Source organism: Geodermatophilus maliterrae, from assembly GCF_041018925.1.
GTDB classification, from domain to species: domain Bacteria; phylum Actinomycetota; class Actinomycetes; order Mycobacteriales; family Geodermatophilaceae; genus Geodermatophilus; species Geodermatophilus maliterrae.
On sequence record NZ_JBFNXQ010000083.1, the window covers coordinates 1 to 21,719 of the forward strand.

General features: G+C 76.1%; 22 protein-coding genes, 1 tRNA gene and 1 pseudogene. 11 read left to right on the forward strand and 13 right to left on the reverse strand.

What is annotated here, in order from left to right; genetic code table 11:
- A pseudogene (locus tag ABQ292_RS20205) lies at positions 1–701 on the forward strand (hypothetical protein); the annotation flags it as partial.
- A gap of 71 nt (positions 702–772) precedes the next feature.
- Here ABQ292_RS20205 and ABQ292_RS20210 read toward each other — a convergent pair.
- The 5 genes from ABQ292_RS20210 to ABQ292_RS20230 all read right to left on the reverse strand — a co-directional run bounded on the left by ABQ292_RS20210 (position 773) and on the right by ABQ292_RS20230 (position 3,156).
- Positions 773–857, reverse strand: a tRNA-Ser gene (locus ABQ292_RS20210).
- 10 nt (positions 858–867) lie between these two features.
- Entirely contained in the window at positions 868–1,344 is a 477-nt protein-coding gene (locus ABQ292_RS20215) for a nucleoside deaminase (RefSeq protein ID WP_369209510.1), read from the reverse strand.
- Positions 1,341–1,997, reverse strand: coding sequence for an HAD-IA family hydrolase (locus ABQ292_RS20220; protein WP_369209511.1), 657 nt, complete (start codon positions 1,995–1,997; stop codon positions 1,341–1,343). Before ABQ292_RS20220 ends, ABQ292_RS20215 begins: the two co-directional genes overlap by 4 nt.
- Positions 1,994–2,497, reverse strand: a complete 504-nt coding sequence (locus ABQ292_RS20225) for a tRNA adenosine deaminase-associated protein (RefSeq protein ID WP_369209512.1) — start codon at positions 2,495–2,497, stop codon at positions 1,994–1,996. The genes ABQ292_RS20220 and ABQ292_RS20225 overlap by 4 nt, the downstream gene beginning before the upstream one ends.
- Complete coding sequence (locus ABQ292_RS20230) at positions 2,494–3,156, reverse strand: O-methyltransferase (RefSeq protein WP_369209513.1); 663 nt, start codon at positions 3,154–3,156, stop codon at positions 2,494–2,496. The genes ABQ292_RS20225 and ABQ292_RS20230 overlap by 4 nt, the downstream gene beginning before the upstream one ends.
- Before the next feature lie 142 nt (positions 3,157–3,298).
- Here ABQ292_RS20230 and ABQ292_RS20235 point away from each other — a divergent pair, with 142 nt between their 5' ends.
- Genes ABQ292_RS20235 through ABQ292_RS20245 form a run of 3 tightly spaced genes read left to right on the forward strand, consistent with a single transcriptional unit; the run spans position 3,299 to position 4,933 of the window.
- Entirely contained in the window at positions 3,299–3,739 is a 441-nt protein-coding gene (locus tag ABQ292_RS20235) for a PaaI family thioesterase (protein ID WP_369209514.1), read from the forward strand.
- A gap of 17 nt (positions 3,740–3,756) precedes the next feature.
- A complete protein-coding gene (locus ABQ292_RS20240) occupies positions 3,757–4,650 on the forward strand; it encodes a prephenate dehydrogenase/arogenate dehydrogenase family protein (RefSeq protein ID WP_369209515.1) in 894 nt (297 codons plus the stop codon).
- A 49-nt stretch (positions 4,651–4,699) separates the two neighbouring features.
- On the forward strand, positions 4,700–4,933 hold the full coding sequence (locus ABQ292_RS20245; protein ID WP_369209516.1) for a DUF2630 family protein: 234 nt from the start codon (positions 4,700–4,702) through the stop codon (positions 4,931–4,933).
- 76 nt (positions 4,934–5,009) lie between these two features.
- Here ABQ292_RS20245 and ABQ292_RS20250 read toward each other — a convergent pair whose 3' ends face one another.
- Complete coding sequence (locus ABQ292_RS20250) at positions 5,010–6,305, reverse strand: PucR family transcriptional regulator (RefSeq protein WP_369209517.1); 1,296 nt, start codon at positions 6,303–6,305, stop codon at positions 5,010–5,012.
- 230 nt (positions 6,306–6,535) lie between these two features.
- Between ABQ292_RS20250 and ABQ292_RS20255 the strand changes: the two genes are divergently transcribed.
- From ABQ292_RS20255 to ABQ292_RS20285, 7 genes are all read left to right on the forward strand, one after another.
- On the forward strand, positions 6,536–7,336 hold the full coding sequence (locus ABQ292_RS20255; protein ID WP_369209518.1) for an ABC transporter ATP-binding protein: 801 nt from the start codon (positions 6,536–6,538) through the stop codon (positions 7,334–7,336).
- The gene (locus tag ABQ292_RS20260; RefSeq protein ID WP_369209519.1) at positions 7,329–8,135 is read left to right on the forward strand and encodes an ABC transporter ATP-binding protein; all 807 of its coding nucleotides are present in this window, start codon (positions 7,329–7,331) and stop codon (positions 8,133–8,135) included. Before ABQ292_RS20255 ends, ABQ292_RS20260 begins: the two co-directional genes overlap by 8 nt.
- 39 nt (positions 8,136–8,174) lie before the next feature.
- A complete protein-coding gene (locus tag ABQ292_RS20265) occupies positions 8,175–9,056 on the forward strand; it encodes a branched-chain amino acid ABC transporter permease (RefSeq protein WP_369209520.1) in 882 nt (293 codons plus the stop codon).
- A 5-nt stretch (positions 9,057–9,061) separates the two neighbouring features.
- On the forward strand, positions 9,062–10,219 hold the full coding sequence (locus ABQ292_RS20270) for a branched-chain amino acid ABC transporter permease (RefSeq protein WP_369209521.1): 1,158 nt from the start codon (positions 9,062–9,064) through the stop codon (positions 10,217–10,219).
- Between the two features lie 87 nt (positions 10,220–10,306).
- Positions 10,307–11,644, forward strand: a complete 1,338-nt coding sequence (locus tag ABQ292_RS20275; protein ID WP_369209522.1) for an ABC transporter substrate-binding protein — start codon at positions 10,307–10,309, stop codon at positions 11,642–11,644.
- Between the two features lie 234 nt (positions 11,645–11,878).
- A complete protein-coding gene (locus ABQ292_RS20280) occupies positions 11,879–12,856 on the forward strand; it encodes a UDP-glucuronic acid decarboxylase family protein (RefSeq protein WP_369209523.1) in 978 nt (325 codons plus the stop codon).
- 137 nt (positions 12,857–12,993) lie between these two features.
- On the forward strand, positions 12,994–14,640 hold the full coding sequence (locus tag ABQ292_RS20285; protein ID WP_369209524.1) for a VWA domain-containing protein: 1,647 nt from the start codon (positions 12,994–12,996) through the stop codon (positions 14,638–14,640).
- Positions 14,641–14,766: 126 nt separating this feature from the next.
- Here ABQ292_RS20285 and ABQ292_RS20290 read toward each other — a convergent pair whose 3' ends face one another.
- The 7 genes from ABQ292_RS20290 to ABQ292_RS20320 all read right to left on the reverse strand — a co-directional run.
- Positions 14,767–15,717 (reverse strand): glycosyltransferase family 9 protein, encoded by a 951-nt coding sequence (locus ABQ292_RS20290; protein WP_369209525.1) that lies wholly within the window; start codon positions 15,715–15,717, stop codon positions 14,767–14,769.
- Positions 15,714–17,144, reverse strand: a complete 1,431-nt coding sequence (rfaE2, locus tag ABQ292_RS20295; protein ID WP_369209526.1) for a D-glycero-beta-D-manno-heptose 1-phosphate adenylyltransferase — start codon at positions 17,142–17,144, stop codon at positions 15,714–15,716. Before rfaE2 ends, ABQ292_RS20290 begins: the two co-directional genes overlap by 4 nt.
- Positions 17,141–17,806, reverse strand: coding sequence for a D-sedoheptulose-7-phosphate isomerase (locus ABQ292_RS20300; protein WP_369209527.1), 666 nt, complete (start codon positions 17,804–17,806; stop codon positions 17,141–17,143). The genes rfaE2 and ABQ292_RS20300 overlap by 4 nt, the downstream gene beginning before the upstream one ends.
- A gap of 20 nt (positions 17,807–17,826) precedes the next feature.
- Positions 17,827–19,071 (reverse strand): glycosyltransferase, encoded by a 1,245-nt coding sequence (locus ABQ292_RS20305; RefSeq protein ID WP_369209528.1) that lies wholly within the window; start codon positions 19,069–19,071, stop codon positions 17,827–17,829.
- Positions 19,068–20,060, reverse strand: a complete 993-nt coding sequence (locus ABQ292_RS20310) for a glycosyltransferase (RefSeq protein WP_369209529.1) — start codon at positions 20,058–20,060, stop codon at positions 19,068–19,070. The genes ABQ292_RS20305 and ABQ292_RS20310 overlap by 4 nt, the downstream gene beginning before the upstream one ends.
- Positions 20,057–21,067, reverse strand: coding sequence for a glycosyltransferase family 9 protein (locus tag ABQ292_RS20315; RefSeq protein ID WP_369209530.1), 1,011 nt, complete (start codon positions 21,065–21,067; stop codon positions 20,057–20,059). The genes ABQ292_RS20310 and ABQ292_RS20315 overlap by 4 nt, the downstream gene beginning before the upstream one ends.
- Positions 21,064–21,719, reverse strand: a 656-nt coding sequence (locus tag ABQ292_RS20320) for a D-glycero-alpha-D-manno-heptose-1,7-bisphosphate 7-phosphatase (protein WP_369209531.1), incomplete at its 5' end; no start/stop codon positions are given. The genes ABQ292_RS20315 and ABQ292_RS20320, both read right to left, overlap by 4 nt.

Sequence of the window (21,719 nt, forward strand, 5' to 3'; positions counted from 1 at the left end):
GGACTCCCCCGCCGGCCGGCCCCCCGGCTGCGGCCGCCGGTGCGACCCCCGACCCGGCCGCCCGGTCCGGGCCGCTGGTCGGGCCGCGGCGCCGACGGCGTCCGCTGCTGGTCGCCCTGCTCGCACTCGTGGTGCTGGCCGTCGCCGGGGCGCTCACCTGGCTGGGGCTGCGCCCGGACGGCGGCGACGCCCCGCAGGCCGACGTCGGCGTCTCGTCGTCCGCGGCGCCCTCCTCGGCGGAGGACGCGACGGCGACCGAGGCCGCGGAGCCGACCACGTCCGCCGCGCCCGAGCCGTCGGCAGCGCCCGAGCCGGAGCCGTCCCCGGAGCCCACGCCGGAGAGCCCGTCCCCGTCACCGGAGACGACGAGCCCGCCGCCGGCCGACCCGGCCACCGCCGCCCAGCAGACGCTGGAGCAGTACTACGCGCTGCTGCCCGACGACGCCGCCGGCGCCTACGCCCTCACCGGCCCGACCCTGCGGTCGCGGGCCAGCTTCGCTTACTACGAGGACTTCTTCGGCCGCTGGTCGGAGGTGAACCTGCTCGACGTGCGGGACGTGTCCGACCAGGGCGACCGGATCACCGCGACCACCGACGTGGAGTTCCTCAGCCCCGGCGACCGGCTGGTGGAGACCCACGCGGTGACCTTCGTGCGCGGCGCCGACGGGCAGCTGCTGATCGACCTCGACGTCGTCGTCTGAGGCCACCGGACGGCCCCGGAGACGGCGACGGCGGCGCCCCGTCGAGGGCGCCGCCGTCGTGGTCCTGCCGGCGGTGGCGGTGGGATTTGAACCCACGGAGGCTTGCACCTCACACGCTTTCGAGGCGTGCTCCTTCGGCCGCTCGGACACGCCACCGCGGGGGAGACTACAGGCCCCGCTCGCGGCGGAAGAAGGCGCGTAGGAGTGCGCCGCTCTCCTCCGCCCGCACCCCGCCGGTGACCTGCGGACGGTGGTTGAGCCGCCGGTCGCGGACCACGTCCCACAGCGATCCGGCGGCCCCGGCCTTGGGGTCGTCGGCGCCGTAGACCACCCGTGCCACCCGCGCCAGCACGCTCGCGCCGGCGCACATCGTGCAGGGCTCGAGGGTCACCACGAGCGTCGCGCCGGTCAGCCGCCAGCCGTCGCCGTGCACCAGCGCCGCGGCCCGCAGCGCCAGGACCTCGGCGTGCGCCGTGGGGTCGCCGAGCCGCTCCCGCTCGTTCGCCGCCTCGGCCAGCACCGTGCCGTCGGGCCCGAGCACGACCGCACCGATCGGCGTGTCCCCCCACTCCTGCGCGGCCGCGGCGAGCTCCAGGGCGCGCAGCATCGCGGCGTCGACGGCGCCGGCCCCCGGTCCGGTCATGGCCGGGCGCCGGCCAGCGGGATGCCGACCAGCGCGGACAGCTCGGCCAGCGCGTCGGCCGGGTCGGCGACCTTGATCGTGTGCATGCCCAGCGCGCGGGCCGGCTTGAGGTTGATGCCGAGGTCGTCGAGGTAGGCGCAGTCGGAGAAGGCCAGCTCCCGGCCGACCGCTTCCGACAGCCGCGTCAGCGCGCGCCGGTAGATCTCCGGCTCGGGCTTGCGGACACCCTCCACCGACGACTCGACCACCGCGTCGAACAGGTCGAGCAGCTCCCCCAGCCGCCCGGTGCGCCCCATCGGCGCGACGTTGTTCGACAGCATCCCCAGCGGCAACCCGGCCTCCCGCAGCCGCCGGACGGCCTCCACCATCGCCGGGCGCACCTCACCCGCCAGCGCGGCCAGCACGCGGCGGGCGTCCACCCGGTGCCCGGCGGCCAGCGCCTCGGCCTCGAAGGTGTCGACGAAGCCGTCGGCGTCGAGCTCGTTGCGCTCGTAGCGCGCCCACGCGTTGGTGTCGGGGGCGGTGCTGTTGAGCCGCCGGATCAGCCCGTCGGGCAGCCCGGCCTCGGCCTCGTAGGCGGCGAAGGCCAGCATCGGGCTCTCGGTGATCACGCCGCCGAAGTCGAAGACGACGGCCGACACGGTCGCGCTCACGCCCGCACCGCCGCGGCCAGCTCGTCGGCGAAGCCCAGCCGGGCGGCGATCCGCGTGACCATCTCGTCGGCCCACAGGTCGTCGGCGGTCACGATGGGGCGCAGCTCGTCCGCGGGCAGCCCGTCGTCGGCGAACACGTCGAGGTCCCCTCCCGGCCAGCCGGTCTCGTCGTCGTCGAAGGCGCCGTCCTCGTCGACGGCGATGCCGTAGCGCTCCACCACCTCGGCGCCGAGCACCCACTCCTGCATGGTCGCGTCGGAGATCAGCGCCCGGACCATCCCGCCCGGGCCGTGCCGCAGGACGACGAAGTACAGCCGCGAGTCGACGACGACGACGAACGGCGGCGGCCACCCCTCGGTGCCCGGCTCGCCCAGCGCCCGCTCGAGCAGCGGCAGCTCGTCGCCGGCATCGGCGGCCAGCAGCTCGACCCGCCAGCGGGAGTCCGGCCGGCTCACCCGCACCGCCCAGCTGGCCGGAGCGGCCGTCCCGGGGGCGCTCACCGGACCCGCAGCACGGTCAGGCCGTCGGCCAGCGGCAGCAGCACCGTCTCGAACCGCGGGTCGGTGGCCAGCGCGGCGTTGAGCGCGACCAGCGCACGGTCGTCGTCGGTCTGCGGGTCGAGCACCCTGCCGCTGCGCAGGGTGTTGTCGAGCAGCACCAGCCCGTTCGGGCGCATCCGCGGGTGCAGCTCGTCGACGTAGGCCGGGTAGCCGGTCTTGTCGGCGTCGACGAAGGCCAGGTCGAACACCGGCTCGGCGGGCAGCGCGCGCAGCAGCTCCAGCGCCTCGCCCAGCCGCAGCTCGACCCGGTCGGCGACGCCGGCCCGCTGCCAGTACCGGCGGGCGACGGCGGTCCACTCCTCGCTGCGGTCCAGGCACAGCAGCCAGCCGTCCTCGGGCAGGCCGCGGGCGATGCACAGCGCCGAGAAGCCGGTGAAGGTGCCGATCTCGACGGCCCGCCGGACACCCAGCGCGCGGGTGAGCAGCTGCATGAGCACGCCCTGCTCGGCGGCGATCTGGAAGGTGGCCGGCGCCTCGCCGCGCTCGGCGAGCGCGGCGGTCTCGGCGACCAGCGCCGCGGCCACCTCGTCGAGCGGCTCGGAGCCGGCCCGCACGTAGTCGCCGAGCTCCGGGGTCAGGAGGAACGACCGCGGCGTCATGGCGCGGGCGGGGGTCGGAGCACGGCGGCCACTGCGCGCGGGGGCCGGAGGAGCGCGTGGGTCACGGCGCGTGGGGGACGGAGGAGCGCGTGGGTCACGGCGCGTGGGGGCCGGAGGAGCGCGTGGGTCATAGCCTCTGATCATGGCCGATCCCGTACCGGACGACGGAGCCCAGGTCGATCCCGCGCTCGCCGCCCGGCTCGCCGCCGATCCGCTCGCGGACCTGCTCGGGATCGTGCTCGAGGAGGTGCGCCCGGGGTACGCGCGGGCGGGCATGACCGTGGGCCCGCGGCTGCTCAACGCCGTGGGCACCGCGCACGGCGGCGCGACGATGGCGCTGCTGGACGTCGTCCACGCGGCAGTGAGCAACAGCCACGGCACGGTCGCGGTGGCCCAGGACGTGCACACCGAGTTCCTCCACGCCGGCCGGCCCGGCGAGCGGCTGGTGGCCGAGGGCGCGGAGCTGTACCGCAGCCGCCGCACCGCCGTCTACCGGATCGACGCGCGCGGGGACGACGGCCGGCTGGTGGCCACCGCGCTGGCCCGCGTCTTCCGCACCGAGCGCCCCTGGGCGACGTCGTGAGCCTCCCGGTCCCGACGATGCCCGCCCCGCCGGTCGGCGTCGTCGGCCTCGGGCAGCTGGGCGGGTCGCTGGCCGCCGCGCTCGTCGCCGCGGGCCGCGAGGTGCGCGGGTGGGACGTCGACCCGGCGGCGCGGGACGCCGCGGCGGACCGTGGCGTGCGGGTCACCCGCGAGCTGGCCGGCGTCGTCGTCCTCGCCGTCCCGCTGCCGGTGACGGCCGGCGCGCTCGACGGCCTCGACGTCGACCCCGCCGCCACCGTCACCGACCTCGGCTCGGTCAAGGGTCCGGTGCTCGCCTCGCTGGGCCCACGCCTGGGCGGGCGGTTCGTCGGCGGGCACCCGATGTGCGGGACGGAGCGGTCGGGTCACGAGGCCACCGACCCCGGGCTCTTCCGCGGCGCCCCCTGGGCGCTGTGCCTGGAGCCGGGCACGGAGCTGTCGCGCTGGCTGCGCGCGGCCGAGGTGGCTCTCGACGCCGGCGCCGAGGTGGTGCCGGTGACCGCCGCCGAGCACGACGACGCCGTCGCCGCGGTCAGCCACGTGCCGCACCTGCTTGCCGCCGCCCTGGCCGCGGCCGCCGGGGAGGCCGGGCCGCTGGCCCTGTCGCTCGCGGCGGGCAGCTTCCGCGACGGCACCCGGGTCATCGCCAGCGACCCGGCGTTCGTGACCGCGATGGTCGAGGGCAACGCCGGGCCGACGGCGGCCGCGCTCGCCCGGGTGCGTGCACAGCTCGACCGGCCGTGGCCCGACCTGGTCACCGCCGGGCACGCGGTGCGCGCCGCCTCCGCCGGCCGCCGTCCGGTGCGCGTCCCGGTCGACCGGCCCGCGCTGCTCGCCCTCGGCCGGGCCGGTGGCGCGGTGACCCGGCGGCTGGCCGCCTTCGTCGAGGGCTGGGTGCCGGAGGGGGCCTGAGCGTCCCCGGGTCCCGTTTCACCGCGACCGGCGCGGGCAGGGACCGGGCATGGACGAGAAGGACCTCCTCCGCCGCATCCACTCCCTCGTCGACGAGGAGCACCGGCTGCGGGACAGCGCGGAGCACACTGCCGAGACGCGCACCCGCATGAACGACCTCGAGGCCCAGCTCGACCAGTGCTGGGACCTGCTGCGGCAGCGTCGCGCCCGGCGGCAGTACGACGAGGACCCCGACGCCGCGCAGGTGCGGCCGAAGTCCGAGGTCGAGGGCTACCTGCAATGACGTGAGCCGATGGTGCGGCCCCCTGCAGGGCCCCGCCGCGGGCCTGCGAGTGGCGGGGGGGGCAGGGGGTCCTTCGTCAGGCGGAGTCGCGGACCGGCCGCCGGTGCACGCCGTCGTGGTGCCCGGTGCCCAGCAGGGCCAGCTGCCACAGCAGCCGGGCCCGGGGGTCGGCGAGCTTGCGGCCGGTCACCGACTCGATCCGCCGCAGCCGGTGCATGACCGTGTTGCGGTGGCAGTAGAGGAGGTCGGCGGCGCGGGTCGGCGAGCCGTCGGCGTCGAGGAAGGCCGACAGCGTCTCCAGCAGTACCTCCTGCTCGTCGTGCGGCAGCTCCAGCAGCAGGCCGAGGGTCTGGCCGACCAGCCGTGAGCCGATCTCCGGGGAGTTGCTGAGCAGCGCCTCGGGCAGCCGGTCGTCGATGGTGACCACCCGGGCCACGTCGGTGGGCAGCGTGCGCGCGGCGGTCTCGGCCAGCCGGTAGGCGCCGGCGACGGCCGCCGCCCCCTCCACGACCGCCGACACCCCGACCGGGCCGCCGGCCAGCACACCCAGCCAGGCCAGCAGCTCGGGCAGCCGCCGCGCCCCCAGGGCCACCACCCCGACCTGCGCCTGCGACCGGGTCCCCCACACCGACCGGACACCGCGCTTGAGCAGCGCCGCGGCCGCCTCGGGCAGCGGGTCGGCCTCCTCCTCGGCGGTGGGGGCGACGACCACGGTCAGCCGGCCCCCGAGCGGCACGGCGAGCAGCTCGGTCGCCGTCCGCACGAAGGCGGGGTCCCCGCCGCGGCCGTCGAGCAGGCCGTCGAGCAGGCGCTGGCGCTCGACGGCGTCGAGGCCGGACAGGCGCCGCTCCTCGGCGCGGTAGCCCTCCGCGGCGGCACTGCACCCGCGGTCGTTGGTGCGCCACAGGGAGCCGGCCACCTCGAGCAACAGGGCGTCGTCGTGCCCGTCGCCCTGGCGGGAGAGCGCGACCAGCGCCTCCCAGGTGATCTGGCCGCCGAGCCGGTACGCGCGCAGCACCGCCTCCAGGGGGATGCCCTGGGCCGCGCGGAGGCGACCGACGGCGCGGGCGCCCTCGGCGTGGCTCTGGTGGTAGGCGGCCGGGACGTCCGGGGACAACCCGCGGACGCCGACCTCGAGGTTGCGCCGCAGCGTCGTCCGCATCCGGGGGTCGCCGCCGGTCAGCGCCTCGCGGTAGGCGGGCTCGGTCTCGACCAGGATCTCGGCCATCCGGTCGGTCATCTCGTCGAGGCGGTCCAGCAGCGCCGGCACCAGCTCGGCCAGCCGCGCCCCGGCGTCCGACCCCGGCCCCGCCGCGACGCCCGACCCGACACCCGACGAGCCCCCCTGCACCTGCCCACCTCCGGTACTCATCGCACAGAGCACAACACGGGGCATCCATCACTGTGCGGTCAGCCCATTGTGACGGCTGCCACCGGTCGGCAGGCTCATACGGACGTGTCCGTGACTGAATCGACGCCGACCGCGTCAGCAGCGCGGCGACTCCCCGACGAAGAGGAGACGTGGGCCCCTTGGCGCAGCCGCCCGGAACCACAGGCAGCAGCACCCCGCACGAGGACGGATCGCCCACCTCCCGGTTGGAGATGACCGGGATCAGCGTCGCGTTCGGCGGCGTCCAGGCCCTGACGGACGTGTCGCTGACCGTCGAGCCGGGCCAGGTGCACGGCCTGATCGGCCCCAACGGGGCCGGCAAGACGACGATGTTCAACGTGGCCTGCGGGCTGGTCCGCGCGACCGAGGGCCGGATCGCCTGGCGCGGCGAGGAGCTGCGGCGGCTGCGGCCGGCGCAGCTCGCCGGGCTCGGCATCGCCCGCACCCTGCAGGGGGTGGGCCTGTTCCCCGGACTGACCGTGCTGGAGAACGTGATGGTGGGGGCGCACAGGCACGCCCGGGCCGGCTTCCTGTCCGCGCTGTTCGCCATCCCCACCGCCGACCGCGACGAGGCGCGGCTGCGCGAGCGGGCGATGGCGGCGCTGACCGAGCTCGACGCCGAGGACTACGCCGCCCGCTACCCGGGCAGCCTCCCCTACCCCGTGCAGAAGCGCGTCGCGCTCGCCCGCGCCCTGGTCTCCGAGCCCGAGCTGCTGCTGCTCGACGAGCCGGCCAGCGGTCTCAGCGAGGACGAGATGCACGAGCTGGGGACGCTCATCGGCCACCTGTCCGGCCGGATGAGCGTGCTGCTCGTCGAGCACCACATGGACCTGGTCATGCGCGTCTGCGACCACATCACGGTCCTCGACTCCGGCAAGCAGATCGCCGCCGGCACCCCCGAGCAGGTCCAGAACGACCCGGCGGTCACCGAGGCCTACCTCGGCGACGCCGTCGACGCCGAGGCCGACGCCGCCGAGCTGGCGGCCACCGACGGGGGGAGCCAGCGTGGCTGACACCGGCGCGCACGGCAGCAGCGCCTCGGGCGCCTCCGCCGTCGGCCTGTCGAAGGGTGCACCGGCTCCGGCCGGCGGCACCGCGACCGCCGACGCCGTCCTCTCCGTCGAGGGGCTCTCGGCCGCCTACGGCCCGGTGCGGGCGCTCGACGACGTGACCCTGCGCGCGGAGCAGGGCCGCATCACCGCCGTCCTCGGCGCCAACGGCGCCGGCAAGACGACGCTGCTGCGCACCGTCAGCGGCCTGGTCCGGCCCACCGCCGGGCGGGTGGTCCTCAACGGCGAGGACGTCACCCGCGCGCCGGTCGAGGCCATGGTCACCAAGGGCATGGCCCACGTGCCCGAGGGCCGCGGCGTCATCGCCGAGCTGACCGTGGACGAGAACCTGCGGGTCGGCGCGCTGTTCCGCGGCAAGGTCGGGTCGGAGGAGTTCGACCGCGTCTACACGTTCTTCCCGCGCATCGCCGAGCGCCGCAACCAGACGGCGCACACGCTCTCCGGCGGCGAGCGGCAGATGCTCGTCATCGGGCGCGCCCTGCTGGCCCGGCCGAAGGTGCTGCTGCTCGACGAGCCCTCGCTGGGACTGGCGCCGCGGATCGTCGCGCAGATCTTCGGGATGGTGCGCCACCTGGTCGACACCGAGGGCCTGTCGGTGCTGCTGGTCGAGCAGAACGCCCGCAGCGCGCTGTCGGTGGCCGACACCGGCGTCGTCCTCAACCTGGGCCGCGTCGTGGTCACCGACGACGCCGCCCGGCTGGCCGGCGACGAGGACCTCCGGCACGCCTACCTCGGCTTCTAGCCCTCCCCTGCTCCTCCGCACCAGGAAGGCAGCTCCTCCGTGCAGCAGTTCGTCAACCTCACCCTCGGCGGGGTCATCACCGGAGCGGTGTACGCGGCCTTCGCGCTCGCTCTCGTGCTCATCTGGCGGTCCACCCGGATCGTCAACTTCGCGCAGGGCGCCATGGGCGCGATCACGACCTTCATCGCGCTGTCCCTGATCGAGTCGGGGCAGTCCTACTGGGTCGGCCTGGTCGTGGCCCTGCTGGCCGGGCTGGTGCTCGGCGCCGTGGTCGAGCGGCTGGTCATCCGGCCGGTGGAGGGTGGCCCCGAGCTCAACGCGGTCATCGTGACGCTGGGTCTCTTCATCGCCATCCAGGCCCTGATCTCGGTCCTCTTCGGCGTCAACCAGCGGGCCTTCGTCGCGCCGTTCTCGACCATCGGCTTCCGCGTCGGCGACTTCAGCCTCGCGCTGAGCCCCAACACCCTGTTCACCCTCGGCGCGGTGCTGCTGGTGATGATCGGGCTGACCGCGCTGTTCCGCTTCACCCGCGTCGGCCTGGCCATGCGCGCCTCGGCCTTCGGCCAGGAGGTCGCCCGGCTGCTCGGCGTGCGGGTGGGGCGGATGCTCACCCTCGGCTGGGCGCTGGCCGCCGTGGTCGGCTCGCTGGCCGGCATGCTCATCGCCGCCGAGGTCACCTTCGTGACACCGACCTACATGGACGCGCTGATCGTCTTCGGCTTCGTCGCCGCGGTGCTCGGCGGCCTGGACTCCCCGATCGGCGCGGTCGTCGGCGGGCTGCTGCTCGGCCTCGCGCTCAGCTACGTCCGCGGCTACGTCGGCGACGAGCTGGTCGGCCTGGCGGCCCTGGTGATCCTCGTCGTGGTCCTGCTCGTCCGGCCCGGCGGCCTCTTCTCGACGACCCAGATCCGGAGGGCGTGAGCGGCATGAGCGACCTGCATACCCCCGCCTCCCCACCCGGCGCCGGCGCGGCCTCCTCCGACGCCCCCTCGACCGCCACGGCGGCGGCGAACGCCAGCTCGGTCCAGGCCACCGGCGGCCGCTCGCTGCTGCCGCGCAACACCCTCCTCCGCCACCTGGTCGTGCTCGTCATCTGCGCCGTCGGCGCGGTGCTGCTGCTCGAGTCCACCGACCTCGGCTTCAACGCCCAGGTCGGGTACGTGGCCTTCTACGCGATCGCCGCCGGCGGCCTCACCGTGCTGACCGGGCTCAACGGGCAGATCTCCCTGGGCCACGGCGCGCTCATGGCCGTCGGCGGGTACACCACGGCACTGCTGCTCGACGCCGAGGAGCCGCTGCCCCTGATCGTCATCTTCCTCGCCGCGGTCGCCCTGACCTCGCTGGTCGGGGCCATCGTCGGGGTCGCGGCGGCCCGCCTGCACGGCCCCTACCTGGCCGGCGCGACGCTCGCACTGGCGGTCGGCCTGCCCGGCCTGGCGCTGTACTACAACGAGCTCCTCGGCGGCGAGCAGGGCCTCACGGTGTCCAGCCCCGACCGCCCGGAGTGGTTCACCGAGATCATCCGCAGCCTGTCGGGCGGCTCCCCCTCCGGCGTCAAGTGGATCGCCTACATCAGCGTCGCCTGCCTGCTGATCACGTACTTCCTGCTGGCCAACCTCATGCGCAGCCGTGTCGGGCGGACCTGGCGCGCCGTGCGCGACCAGGAGGTGGCCGCCGAGCTCGCCGGCATCAACCTGGGCGCCTGGCGCGTGACGGCCTTCATCGTCAGCGCCGCCGCGGCAGGCCTCGCCGGTGCCGTACTAGCCCTCGTCGTCCGGCTGACCGCACCGACCGCCTTCACCATCGTGCTGTCGCTGTCGCTGCTGACCGCCATCGTCATCGGTGGCCTGGGCAGCCTGCTCGGGGCGCTGATCGGCTCGGTGCTGCTGGTCTTCCTGCCGCGCCTGCTGCGCGACGCCGGTGAGTCGCTGGACATGGACGCCGCCCAGGCCGCCGAGATCTCCTACGTCGTCTACGGCGTGATCCTCGTGCTGGTCATGCTCTTCGCCCCCGCCGGGCTGGTCGGCTCCGTCCGCCTGGCCTGGCTCAAGGCCCGCGCACGGCGGGCCGGCGCCCGGGGCTGAGGAGCCAGGACCGCGTCGCTCGCCCCCGCTCCCCCACCCCCACAGACTCCCGGGCACAGGCGCCCGGGTCCGCACAGAGGAGATCCATTGACACGATCCTCACGACGCCTCGTCAGCTTCGTGGCCGCGGCGACCGTCGCCTCCACCCTGGCCGCCTGTGGCGGCGACGACTCAGGTGGAGGAGGCGGCGGCAGCGAGGGGAACGAGGCCTCGGACGTCGGCATCACCGAGGACACCATCAAGCTGGGCGCCCACTACCCGCTGACCGGCGTCGCGGCCCCCGGCTACAGCGAGATCCCGACCGGCGTCGAGGCGTACTTCGACTTCGTCAACGCCAACGGTGGCGTGAACGGGCGGCAGATCGAGTTCGTCTACCGGGACGACGCCTACAACCCGACCAACACCAGCCAGGTCGTCAACCAGCTCGTCCTCGAGGACGAGGTGTTCGCGATCATGTCGGGCCTGGGCACCCCGACCCACAACGCGGTCACCGACTTCCTCAACAGCGAGGGCGTGCCCGACCTGTTCGTGTCGTCGGGCTCCCGGCTGTGGGACGACGTCGAGGAGAAGCCGTACACCTTCGGCTGGCAGCCCGACTACGAGATCGAGGGCAAGATCATCGGCCAGTACGTGGCGGAGAACTTCCCCGACGCGAAGGTCGGCCTCTTCCTCCAGGGCGACGACTTCGGTGAGGACGGCTCGGCCGGCGCCCGGCAGTACCTCGAGGACCAGATCGTCGCTGAGGAGACCTACGTCCCCGGCAACACCGACGTCCGCCCGCAGATCTCCGCCCTGCAGGCCGCCGGTGCCGACCTCGTCCTCGGCTTCAACGTGCCCAGCTACACGGCGCTGTCGCAGCTGACCGCGCTGCAGCTGGGCTACGACCCGCAGTGGTTCTACTCGAACGTGGGCTCGGACCCCGAGCTGGTCGGCTCGCTGCTGGCCCGCTTCTCCGAGGGCGCGGTCAGCGACGCCAGCCTGCTCGACGGCGTGCTGACCACCGAGTACATCCCGACGGTCGACGCACCGGACAACCCGTGGATCGAGCTCTGGAACCGGGTGTGGGAGGAGTCCGGCCAGGAGGGCGAGCTCAGCAACTACCGGGCCTACGGCATGTCGCAGGCCTACACGATGGTCCAGGCCCTGCAGGCGGCCGGCCAGAACCCGACGCGCGACGACCTGGTCGCCGCCGTCGAGCAGGCCGGTGCCGACTGGGAGGGCCCGGGCTTCGCGCCGTTCCGCTACTCGGAGGACCGCCACGCCGGCTACAGCGGCATGCTGGTCAGCCGGATCGTGGGCGAGGGCTCGGAGGAGCTGACGCCGGTGCTGATCACCGACAACGGCGACGCCGAGATCGAGGAGTCCGACAGCGAGCCGGCCTCCCCGCCGGAGAGCGGCATCCCGGACGAGGAGCCGATCAACTGAGAGAGGACCCCTGCCCCACTCCCCGCACCCTCGGGGCGGGAGCCGGGACGGGGTCCAGCTGACCACGGCGGGCCGTCGGTCTCCCACGTGGAGGCCGGCGGCCCGTCGCCGTTCCCGGGCCGCCCTGGACGGACGACACTCAGGTGGTGAAGTGTCGGCAGATGATCTCCGGGTAGGCAGCCACCGGGTCCCGCGCCGGTGTGGGTCCCGGTGGCGAGGTGGACGGGAGCAGGGATGGTGCACGAGGCACGGACGATCCGGCGAGCGGTGGTGACCGGCGGGGCCGGGTTCCTCGGCTCGCACCTGTGCGAGCACCTGCTCGACCGGGGCGTCGAGGTCGTCTGCCTCGACAACTTCCTCACCGGCTCGCCGGAGAACGTGGTGCACCTGATGGAGCACCCCGGCTTCCGCCTGGTGCGCTGTGACGTCACCGACTTCGTGCACGTGCCCGGACCGGTCGACCTGGTGCTGCACTTCGCCTCGCCGGCCAGCCCGCTGGACTACCTGAGGATGCCGATCGAGACGCTCAAGGTCGGCAGCCTGGGCACCCTGCACACCCTCGGCCTGGCGCACGACAAGGGCGCCCGCTACGTGCTGGCCTCGACCTCGGAGGTCTACGGCGACCCGCTGCAGCACCCGCAGACCGAGGAGTACTGGGGCAACGTCAACCCGGTCGGCCCGCGTGGGGTCTACGACGAGGCCAAGCGCTTCAGCGAGGCGATGACCACCGCCTACCGCACCTCCAAGGGCACCGACACCGGGATCGTGCGGATCTTCAACACCTACGGGCCGCGGATGCGCCCCGACGACGGCCGGGCCATCCCCGCCTTCGTCGGCCAGGCACTGTCCGGACGGCCGCTGACCGTCGCCGGCGACGGCTCGCAGACCCGCTCGATCTGCTACGTCGACGACACCGTGCGCGGCGTCCTGGCCCTGGCGTTCTCCGACCAGCCGGGGCCGGTGAACATCGGCAACCCCGACGAGCTGTCGATGCTGCGGCTGGCGCAGTGGATCGTGGAGCTGACCGGCTCGTCATCGCCGATCTCCTTCATCGACCTGCCCGTCGACGACCCCAAGGTCCGCCGTCCCGACACCACGCGGGCCGAGCAACTGCTCGGCTGGCGGCCGAGGGTGCCCTCGGAGGAGGGACTGCGCCGGACGGTCGCCTGGTTCGCCGAGCAGCGCGCGACGGCGGCCCTGCGGGTGGGCTGAACCGCCTGGCGGCGGCGCACCGACGTCCCGGCGGGCGCGGCCTCCGACCTGACGGCAGTGCCGACGCCAGCGCATCTACGCTGGGGTCCGGCGGTCGGAGGGCACGCCGAGGAACCGGACTCTGACGGAGAGCGAGCATGGGCCGCCACGCCGACACCACCTCTGCGCGCCGTACGCAACGCCCTGCGCCCACCCTGCCGATCGCCCTCGGCGTCGCGCTCCTGGTGCTGGCCCTCGTCGCCGGCGGGCTGGTGTGGTGGCTGGCCGGGTCCGGCGGCGGGTGCGACGACACGCGCACCGTCCGGGTGACCGTCGCGCCCGAGCTGGCCACCGTCGCGCAGGACCTGCTCGAGGAGTCCCAGGACCTCGGCGGCGGCACGTGCGCCGCGGCCGAGGTGATCGCCCAGGAGCCGCTGCAGACCGTCGGTGACCTCGAGGCCCTCGAGGGCTCCGCGCTGCCGCAGGTGTGGGTCCCCGACAGCTCGCTGTGGACCGTCCGGGCCGCCGCCACCGACCTCGACGCCTCCGGCTCGATGGCCACCTCGCCGGTCGTGCTCGGCACCAGCCGCGCCGCCGCGGACGAGCTGGGCTGGACCGAGCAGCCGCCGGCGTGGCGCGACGCGCTCACCGGCGTGCGACCGGTCGCGGTGCCCGACCTGGCCGCCAGCGCCGAGGGGCTGTCCGCGCTGGCGGCCCTGCGCACCTCGCTGGGCGGGACCGACGCCGCCGACAACGCCGTCGTCCAGGCGGTGCTGGCCGCCCGCCGGGGCCCGGCGGTCACTCCCACCGAGGCGCTGGACGCGAGCAGCAGCGGGGACGCCGCCGCGCCGCTGGTGCCGGTCAGCGAGCAGGAGGTCGTCACGGTCGGCCGCGGCGCCGAGGACTCCCAACTGGTCGCCGTCTACCCCTCCGAGGGCTCGCCGCAGCTGGACTACCCGGTGCTGCGCGTCGGCTCGCAGGACGACGAGGACCGGCCGGCCGTGGACGCCGTCGTCCGGACGCTGACCTCCGAGGAGGCGCGCACCGCCGTCCTGGCCGCCGGGTTCCGCGACGCCGACGGCACCGCACCGACCGACCCCGGCAGCGGTGTCCGCGAAGAGGCGCCGGAGGCCCTCGAGGTGGACGCCGAGCAGGTGCAGGGCCTGCTGGTCGAGCTCGCCCGGCTGGCCGCGCCGTCCCGGCTGCTGACCGTCTTCGACGTGTCGGCGTCGATGGAGGCCCCCGCCGGCGACGGCACTCGCGCCACCCTGTCCCGCGACGCCGCCAAGAGCGCGCTGTCGCTGATCCCCGGCACCTCCTCGATCGGCCTGTGGGTCTTCGCCCACCAGCTCGAGGGCGAGCAGGACTGGACCGAGCTGGCCCCCATCCGCACGCTGGAGACCGAGGTCGACGGCGGCGCCACCCAGCGGGACCTGCTCGACGAGCAGCTCGACACCATCCCGGAGCGGTTGTCCCGCGGCGGTACGGGACTGTTCGACACCACGCTGGCCGCCGTGCGGTCGGCCCGCGAGCAGTACGACCCCGACGCGGTGAGCAGCGTCGTCATCGTCACCGACGGCACCAACGAGGACGACCAGGGCATCGCGCTCGACGCGCTGCTCCAGTCGCTGCGCGACGAGGCCGACCCGGAGCGCCCGGTCAAGGTCATCGGCGTCGCGCTCGGTCCGGACGCCGACATCGCCGCGCTCGAGCAGATCGCCTCGGTGACCGGTGGCGCCGCGTACTCCGCCGTCGACCCGACCGACCTGCAGGACGTCCTCTTCGACGCGCTGCGGCAGCGCTGAGCACCCCGGCCACTCGTCGGGGCCCTCCGGGCCCCCCTCCTCCCGGCCACGCGGCCAGCTGCTGTCCCGGGTCGGTCGTGCTCTGGTCCGCATCGGGAGCAGAGCACGAGGACGCGCGGGACCTCCCTAGGTGCGGGCGAGGAGGTCCTCGAGCGCGGCGGTCACCTCGTCGACGGTGATCCGCGCCAGGGCCGGGTCGAGCTCGGTGCCCCAGGGGTCGCCGGTGCCGTCCCCGTGCCAGAGGACGACGTGCAGTGCTCCTCCGCCCCGCCCGACCCGCGGCGGCGGGCCCCACAGCGCGGGTGACACCGGCCCGAACAGCACCACCGACGGACGGCGGTAGGCGCTGGCCAGGTGCGCCACCCCGGTGTCGCCGCTGACCACCACCCGCGCGGCGGCGACCGTGGCGGCGAGCTCCGGCGTCGAGGTGCGGCCGGCGAGCACCGCCGCCGCCCCCAGCCCCGCTCCGCGAGCCACCGCCTCGGCCAGGTCGCGTTCGGCCGGGCCGCCGGTGACGCGCACGTCGTGCCCGGTCCCGGCCAGCCGGCGGGCGACGGCGGCGAACCGGTCGGCCGGCCAGCGCCGCCCCGGGTGGGCGGCACCGGGGTGCACCAGCGCGGCCCCGGCGACCGCGGGCGGTACGGACGGGACGGCGAGGTCCAGCGCGTCGGGGTCGGCGTCGATCCCGAGGCCCTCGGCGACCAGCCGGCACCAGCGCCGGACCTCGTGCTCGCCGGGGTACCAGGTCGGGCCGGGGTAGCCGGGGCTGGCGAAGGTCAGCAGCCGGTCCGGGTGCAGGTCCGCGACGACGACGTGCGAGGCCGGGCCCTTGCCGTGCAGGTCGACGGCGAGCTCCGGCGGCGGCCCGGACCAGTCCAGCGGCTCGAGCTCACGGGCGGGCAGCACCTCGTCGACGGCGTCCACGAGCGCCGCCAGGGGCGCCAGCGCGGTCGTCGTCGCCAGGACCAGGCGGTGGTCCGGGACGGCGGCGCGCACCGCCCGGATCGCCGGGACGCCGGTGAGCAGGTCGCCGAGCCCGAGCGGCCGGAGGACGACCGCGACGGGTCGTGCTCTCACGGCCCCGTTCCGGGCCCCGCGCCGAGCTCGCGAAGCATGGGGAGGACGGGGTCCTTGCTGCGGGAGCGCTCGACCAGGGCCGTGGTCGAGTGGCCGTCGAGGTAGGGCAGGACCACGGCCTGGCCACCCCACTGCCGCAGCACCGCGGCCTCGGGGAGGTCCGCGCCGGCGTAGTCGCCGCCCTTGGCCCAGACGTCGGGCCGCAGCCGGTCGAGGACGTGCGCCGGGGTGTCCTCCTCGAAGACGACGACGGCGTCGACGAACGCCAGCGCCTCGAGCACCCGCGCGCGGTCGGCGGCGGTGACCAGCGGCCGGGACGGGCCCTTGAGCCGGCGCACCGAGTCGTCGGAGTTGATGCACACGACGAGGCAGTCGCCGAGGCCGCGGGCGGCGCGCAGCGTGGCCACGTGCCCGGCGTGCAGGAGGTCGAAGCAGCCGCCGGTGGCCACCACGGTGCCGCCGGCGGCGCGCACCCGCGCCAGCAGCGCGGACACCCCGTCGTCGGCCACCACGTTCGGCTCGCGCGCCCCGGAGGCGTCCCAGGCCGCGGCGCCGCCACGGGCGACGAAGTCCCCGGCGAAGGCCACCGCGGCCGCCACCGCCTCACCGGTCACCGCACCCGCGGCGAGCGCCAGGGCGGCCGCGGCGGCGAAGGAGTCGCCGGCACCGCACGGGTCCCCGCCGGTCACGGGCACCGCGGGCACGACCATCGGCGCGCCCTCGCCGTAGGACAGCAGCGCCCCGCGGTCCCCGAGGGTCACCGCGACCGCGCCGACCCCCCAGTGCCGGATGAGCGCCTCCGCCCGCGCGCCGACGGCGGCCAGCCCGTCGCCGTCCACGGGGACACCGGCTGCGGCCGCGACGCGTGCGGCCTCCGCGCCGTTGGGCGTGACCAGCCGCACGGAGGGCACCGGGTCGGCGCCGCGCGGGTGCGGGTCCCAGACCACCGGCCCACCGGCGGTGGCCAGCGCGGCCCGGACGGCGGGGTCGGCCGTGGTGCCGCGCCCGTAGTCGGCGACGAGGACGGCGGCGGCGTCGCGGATGACGTCGGCGGCCTCCGCCGGGAGCTCCCCGAGCGTCACCGTCGGCGAGCCGCTGTCGATGCGCACCACCGAGTGGTCGCCCACCCGCACCCGGCGCTTGACCGCGGTGCCGCCGGCGGCCGGGACGGCGACCAGGCGCACCCTGCCGGCCAGCAGCGCCCGCAGCCGCTCCGCACCCTCGTCGTCGGCCAGCGGGGCGACCAGCACGACCTCGCGGTCGGTGGCCTGCGCCGCGACGACGGCGGCCAGCGCGGCGCCGCCGGGGCGCTCGCGCGTCTCGACGTCCTCGACCACGGGTACCGGCGCGTCGGGGGTCAGCCGCGACGCCGTGCCGACCAGGTCGACGTCGAGCAGCGCGTCACCGACGACGACGAGCGGCTTCACCGGGCCACCCCGATCCGGCTGACCGGCACCCGGGCCGGCTCGGCCAGCACCGCGGCGTCGAAGGCCGCGCACAGCAGGTGCAGGGCCACGAGGTGGCACTCCTGCACGGTGGCCGTCCACGGGGAGTCGATGCACACCGCCTCGTCGGAGGCGGCCTCCAGCGGGTTGGGCGCCGGGCCGGTGATCGACAGGACCGTGATGCCGCACTCGCGGGCGCGGCGGGCGGCGGCGACGGCGTTCGGCGACCGGCCCGACGTGGACAGCAGGACCAGGACGTCGCCGGCCCGGCCGTGCGCCTCGACCTGGCGGGCGAAGAGCTCGTCGGCCGGGTAGTCGTTGGCGATCGCGGTCAGCGACGACGTCTCCGCGGTCAGGCAGATCGCCGAGAACGGCGGCCGGTCGGCGCGGTAGCGGCCCACCAGCTCGGCGGTGAGGTGCTGCGCCTGCGCGGCGCTCCCGCCGTTCCCCGCGGCCAGCAGCCGCCCCCGCGACTGCCCGCACAGCACGTCGGCCAGCAGCCGGCCCCAGCGGTCGAGGGTGTCGACCGAGGCGTCGAGGCTGCGCAGCGCCGACGTCAGCGACGCGACGTGGTCGCGGCCGGTGAGGTGCGTGCAGGCGTCGGGCGAGACGACCTCGCCGGTGGAGTGGGGAGCGACACTCATCGGGCGACCTCCGGGGGCGCTCATCGGACGGCCTCGACGGGACGCCGGGTGGACAGGACCTGCCGGTAGACGGCCTCGGTGTCGGCGGCCACGCGGGCCCACCGGTAGCGGGCGCGGGCCCGGCGGACCCCGGCCGCCCCGTAGGCGGCGCGGCGGGCGTCGTCGGCCAGCAGCGCGGCGAGCACCTCGCCGAGGCGCTCGGGGTCGCGCGGGGGCACCAGGTCACCGGTGACGCCGTCGGCCACGGAGTCCTGCAGCCCGCCGACGGCGGTGGCCACCACCGGGCGGCCACAGGCCATGGCCTCCAGCGGCGTGATGCCGAACGGCTCGTACCAGGGCACGGCCAGGACGACGTCGGCCGAGCGCACCCAGGCGGGGACGTCGGCGCGGGCGACCGACCCGGCGAAGCAGACGCGGTCGGCCACCCCGACCTCGGCGGCGACGGCCCGCAGCCGGCGCACCTCCGGATCGGCGTCGACCTCGCCGGGAGGCGGGCCGCCGACGACCACCAGCTCGGCGTCCGGCACGGCGGCCAGTGCGCGGACGGCGTCCTCCTGGCCCTTGCGCTCGACCAGCCGGCCGAGCACCAGCAGCCGCGGCCGGCCGGTGCCCGGGGCGACCGGGCCGCGCGGGGTGAACACCGCGGTGTCGACGCCGCACGGGACGATCGAGACGCGGTCGCGGGCCAGCCCCAGGCGGCGCAGCTCGAACACCTCGTCGCTGCAGGTGGCGACGACGTGGCCGACCGCCCGGCACAGGCCCCGCTCGAGCTCGACCCGCTGCGCCGGGGAGGTGTCGGCGTCGCCCTGGTGGCGGCGCTTGACCGAGCCGAGCGCGTGGAATGTCTGCAGCACCGGGACCGGCGTCAGCAGGCTCCCGGCGGCCTCGACCGCGGCCAGCCCGCTCATCCAGAAGTGCGCGTGGACGACGTCGGGCGGCTGCACCGCCCAGCGGGCGCGCAGCGCGGCGGCCAGCGCCGGCACGTGCCCGAGCAGGTCGTCCTTGGGCAGCGCCTCGGCGGGGCCCGCGGTCAGGTGCGAGACGACGTAACCGTCGTCGGTGGGCACCTCGTCGGGCAGCCGCGGGTCGTCGCGGCGGGTGTGCACCGTGACCTCGTGGCCGCGCTCGGCCAGCCCGGCCGCCAGCGCGGCGACGTGCACGTTCTGCCCACCGGCGTCCACGCCGCCGATCGCGGCCAGCGGCGAGGCGTGCTCGCTGACCAGGTCGATGCGCAGCGGCGCGCCGGTACCCCGGTGCGTCCTCATCGGGTGACCTCCTCGAGCAGGGTGTCCCAGTCGGAGAGGAACCGGGGAAGCCCGTAGCGCTCCAGCGCGGCGGCGCGGGCCGCCTCGCCGGCCAGCCGGGCGGCGTCCTCGTCGTGCAGGTAGGTGCGGACCGCGTCCCACAGCACCTCGGGCCGGGTGGACAGCACCCCGGCGCCCGGGGGCACCGCCTCGACCACCTCGGTGGTGGCGAGGGCGACCACCGGCATGCCCAGGTGCATCGCCTCGAGCAGCGAGAGTCCGAGCGAGGTCCACCGGACGGGGTGCACGTAGACCCGGCGGCGGGCCAGCTCGGTGTGCATCGCGGCCTGCGGCGGGTCGTCGAACAGCACCACCCGTCCGGGGTCGAGGCCGTGGCGCTCGTGCAGGCCGGCCAGGCCCATGCCGAAGACGTCCACCGGGGCGGCCGCGGCCAGCCCGGGCAGCAGGTCGGCCCCCACCGTGCGTCCCCGCCGGACCGGCTCGTTGGTGACGACGGCGGCCCGGGCCAGCTCGCCGGTCCAGCGCTCGCCGGGGTCGACGATGCCGTGCTCGATGACCGTCGTCGGCGCCCGGCCGTTGTCGTAGAAGAGCCGGTTGAAGTGGGTGACGTGCGCGATCGGGACGTCGTCGCGGTCGGCCAGCGGGTGCCGGGTGTGCGGCACCGGCCCGTCGCCGGGCTCCAGCCCCGGCGCGTTGTGCTCGAGGAAGACGGCGGGCAGGTCGCGGCCGGGCTCGCGGCCCAGCCACGCGCGGACCAGTTCGAGGTCGCGCGTGCGCTGCAGGACGACGACGTCGACGTCCTCGGCGCGCAGCTGCTCGGGCGTCACCTCGCGGGCCGACGCCGGCCAGTCCCAGGTGCGGGCGCGGCCGAGGCCGTCGGGGCTCCGGTTCCCCCCGGGGCCGTCCACGACCGGTATCAGGTACTCGTGCCGGCCCTGGACGAACGCCGTCGTCCAGGAGCCGTGCACGTGCCAGAGCAGGATCCTCACGCGGCCACCAGCCCCTCCACGGCCGCGACGACGTCCGCCGCGGTCACCGACGTCAGGCAGGGATGGCCGGGCACCGGGCACTCGCGGGCCCGGGTGAGCCGGCAGGGGGCGTCCTGGTCACCGAGCAGGACCGTGGGGACGCCGTAGGGCGCCCACCGCACCGCGGGGACGACCGGGCTGAACAGCGAGACGACCGGCGTCCCGACGGCGGCGGCCAGGTGCGCGGGGCCGGTGTTGCCGACGACGACGGCCGCGGCGCCGTCGAGCACCGCCGCCATCTCCGCCAGTGACGTCGCGCCGCCGAGGTCGGCGCCCCGCGCGCCGGCGACGGCGGCGGTGAGCGCCCGCTCCCCCGGCCCGCCGGTGACCAGCACCCGGTGCCCGGCGTCGGTCAGCGCCACGACCGCCTCGGCACAGCGCTCCACGGGCCAGGCGCGCGCGGGCACGGAGGCCCCCGGGTGCAGCACGACGTAGCCGGGCTGCTGCGGCGCCGGGGGCAGCGGACGGCGCACCGAGAGCCGGCCGTCGTCGCCGTCGGGCAGGTCGAACCCGGCCGCGCGGGCCAGCGAGAGCGCCCGCTCCGGCTCGGGCAGGTCGTCGTCGACCCGGTGCCGGACGTCGAGCAGCGAGCCGGGGTAGTCGACGCTGGTCGCCGAGATCCGCGGGACGCCGGCCGCGCGCAGCAGCAGCGCCAGCGGCAGGGGCGACTGGTGGAACGAGGTGGGGACGACCGCCTCGTCGGGCGCCAGCGCGCGGACCCGCCCGGTCAGTGCGGCCAGGTCGGCCGCGTCGACCGGCGGGGGGTCGCCGAGGATCCACGGGCAGGCCCAGGTCCACACCTCGTCGACACCGGGCAGCAGGGCCGCGGCCTCGGCACCGGCCGGCCCGGCGAGGAACACCACCCGCTCGGCGGCGGCGGCCACCGCGCGGACCAGCGGCCCCTGCAGCAGGACGTCGCCGGCGTTGTCCAGCCGGGCGACCAGCACCGTGCCCCGGCGCCGGCTCACCAGCGGCCCGCCAGCACGTCGTCGACCGCGGCGGTCAGGGTGGCGGCCACCCGGGGCGCGGCGGCGACCTCCTGCTTCCGGGTCACCGGCGTCGGCACCATGATCCCGCTGGCCCCGGCGGCCGCGGCGGCCTCGACGTCGGCACCGATGTCGCCGATGACCACGCAGCGGGCGGGGTCGACGTCGAGCTCGGCGCAGGCGGCCTTCACCATCCCCGGCGCGGGCTTGCGGCAGGTGCAGCCGTCGTCGGGACCGTGCGGGCAGACCTGGACCGTCTCGAAGGGGCCGAGGAGCTCGTCGAGGCGGGCCATGCAGGCGTCGACCTGCTCGCGGGAGACGATCCCGCGGGCCACGCCGGACTGGTTGCTCACCACCCCGACCCGCACACCGCGGGCGCGCAGCGCGTCGACCGCCTCCTCCGCGCCCGGCACCGGCTTCACGAGCTCCGGGTCGCCGTTGTACGGGTAGTCGCGCACGAGCGTGCCGTCGCGGTCGAACAGCACCAGGTCGGGCAGCCCGCGCCACGGCGTCACCCGGCGGTGCCGCACCGCGCCGCGGAGGAAGTGCCAGGTGGCCAGCGGCGGGATGGCGGCGCTGGTCAGCGCCATGGTGGTCACCTCGGCGCGGTCGCGCGGACCCGGCGCGATGCGGG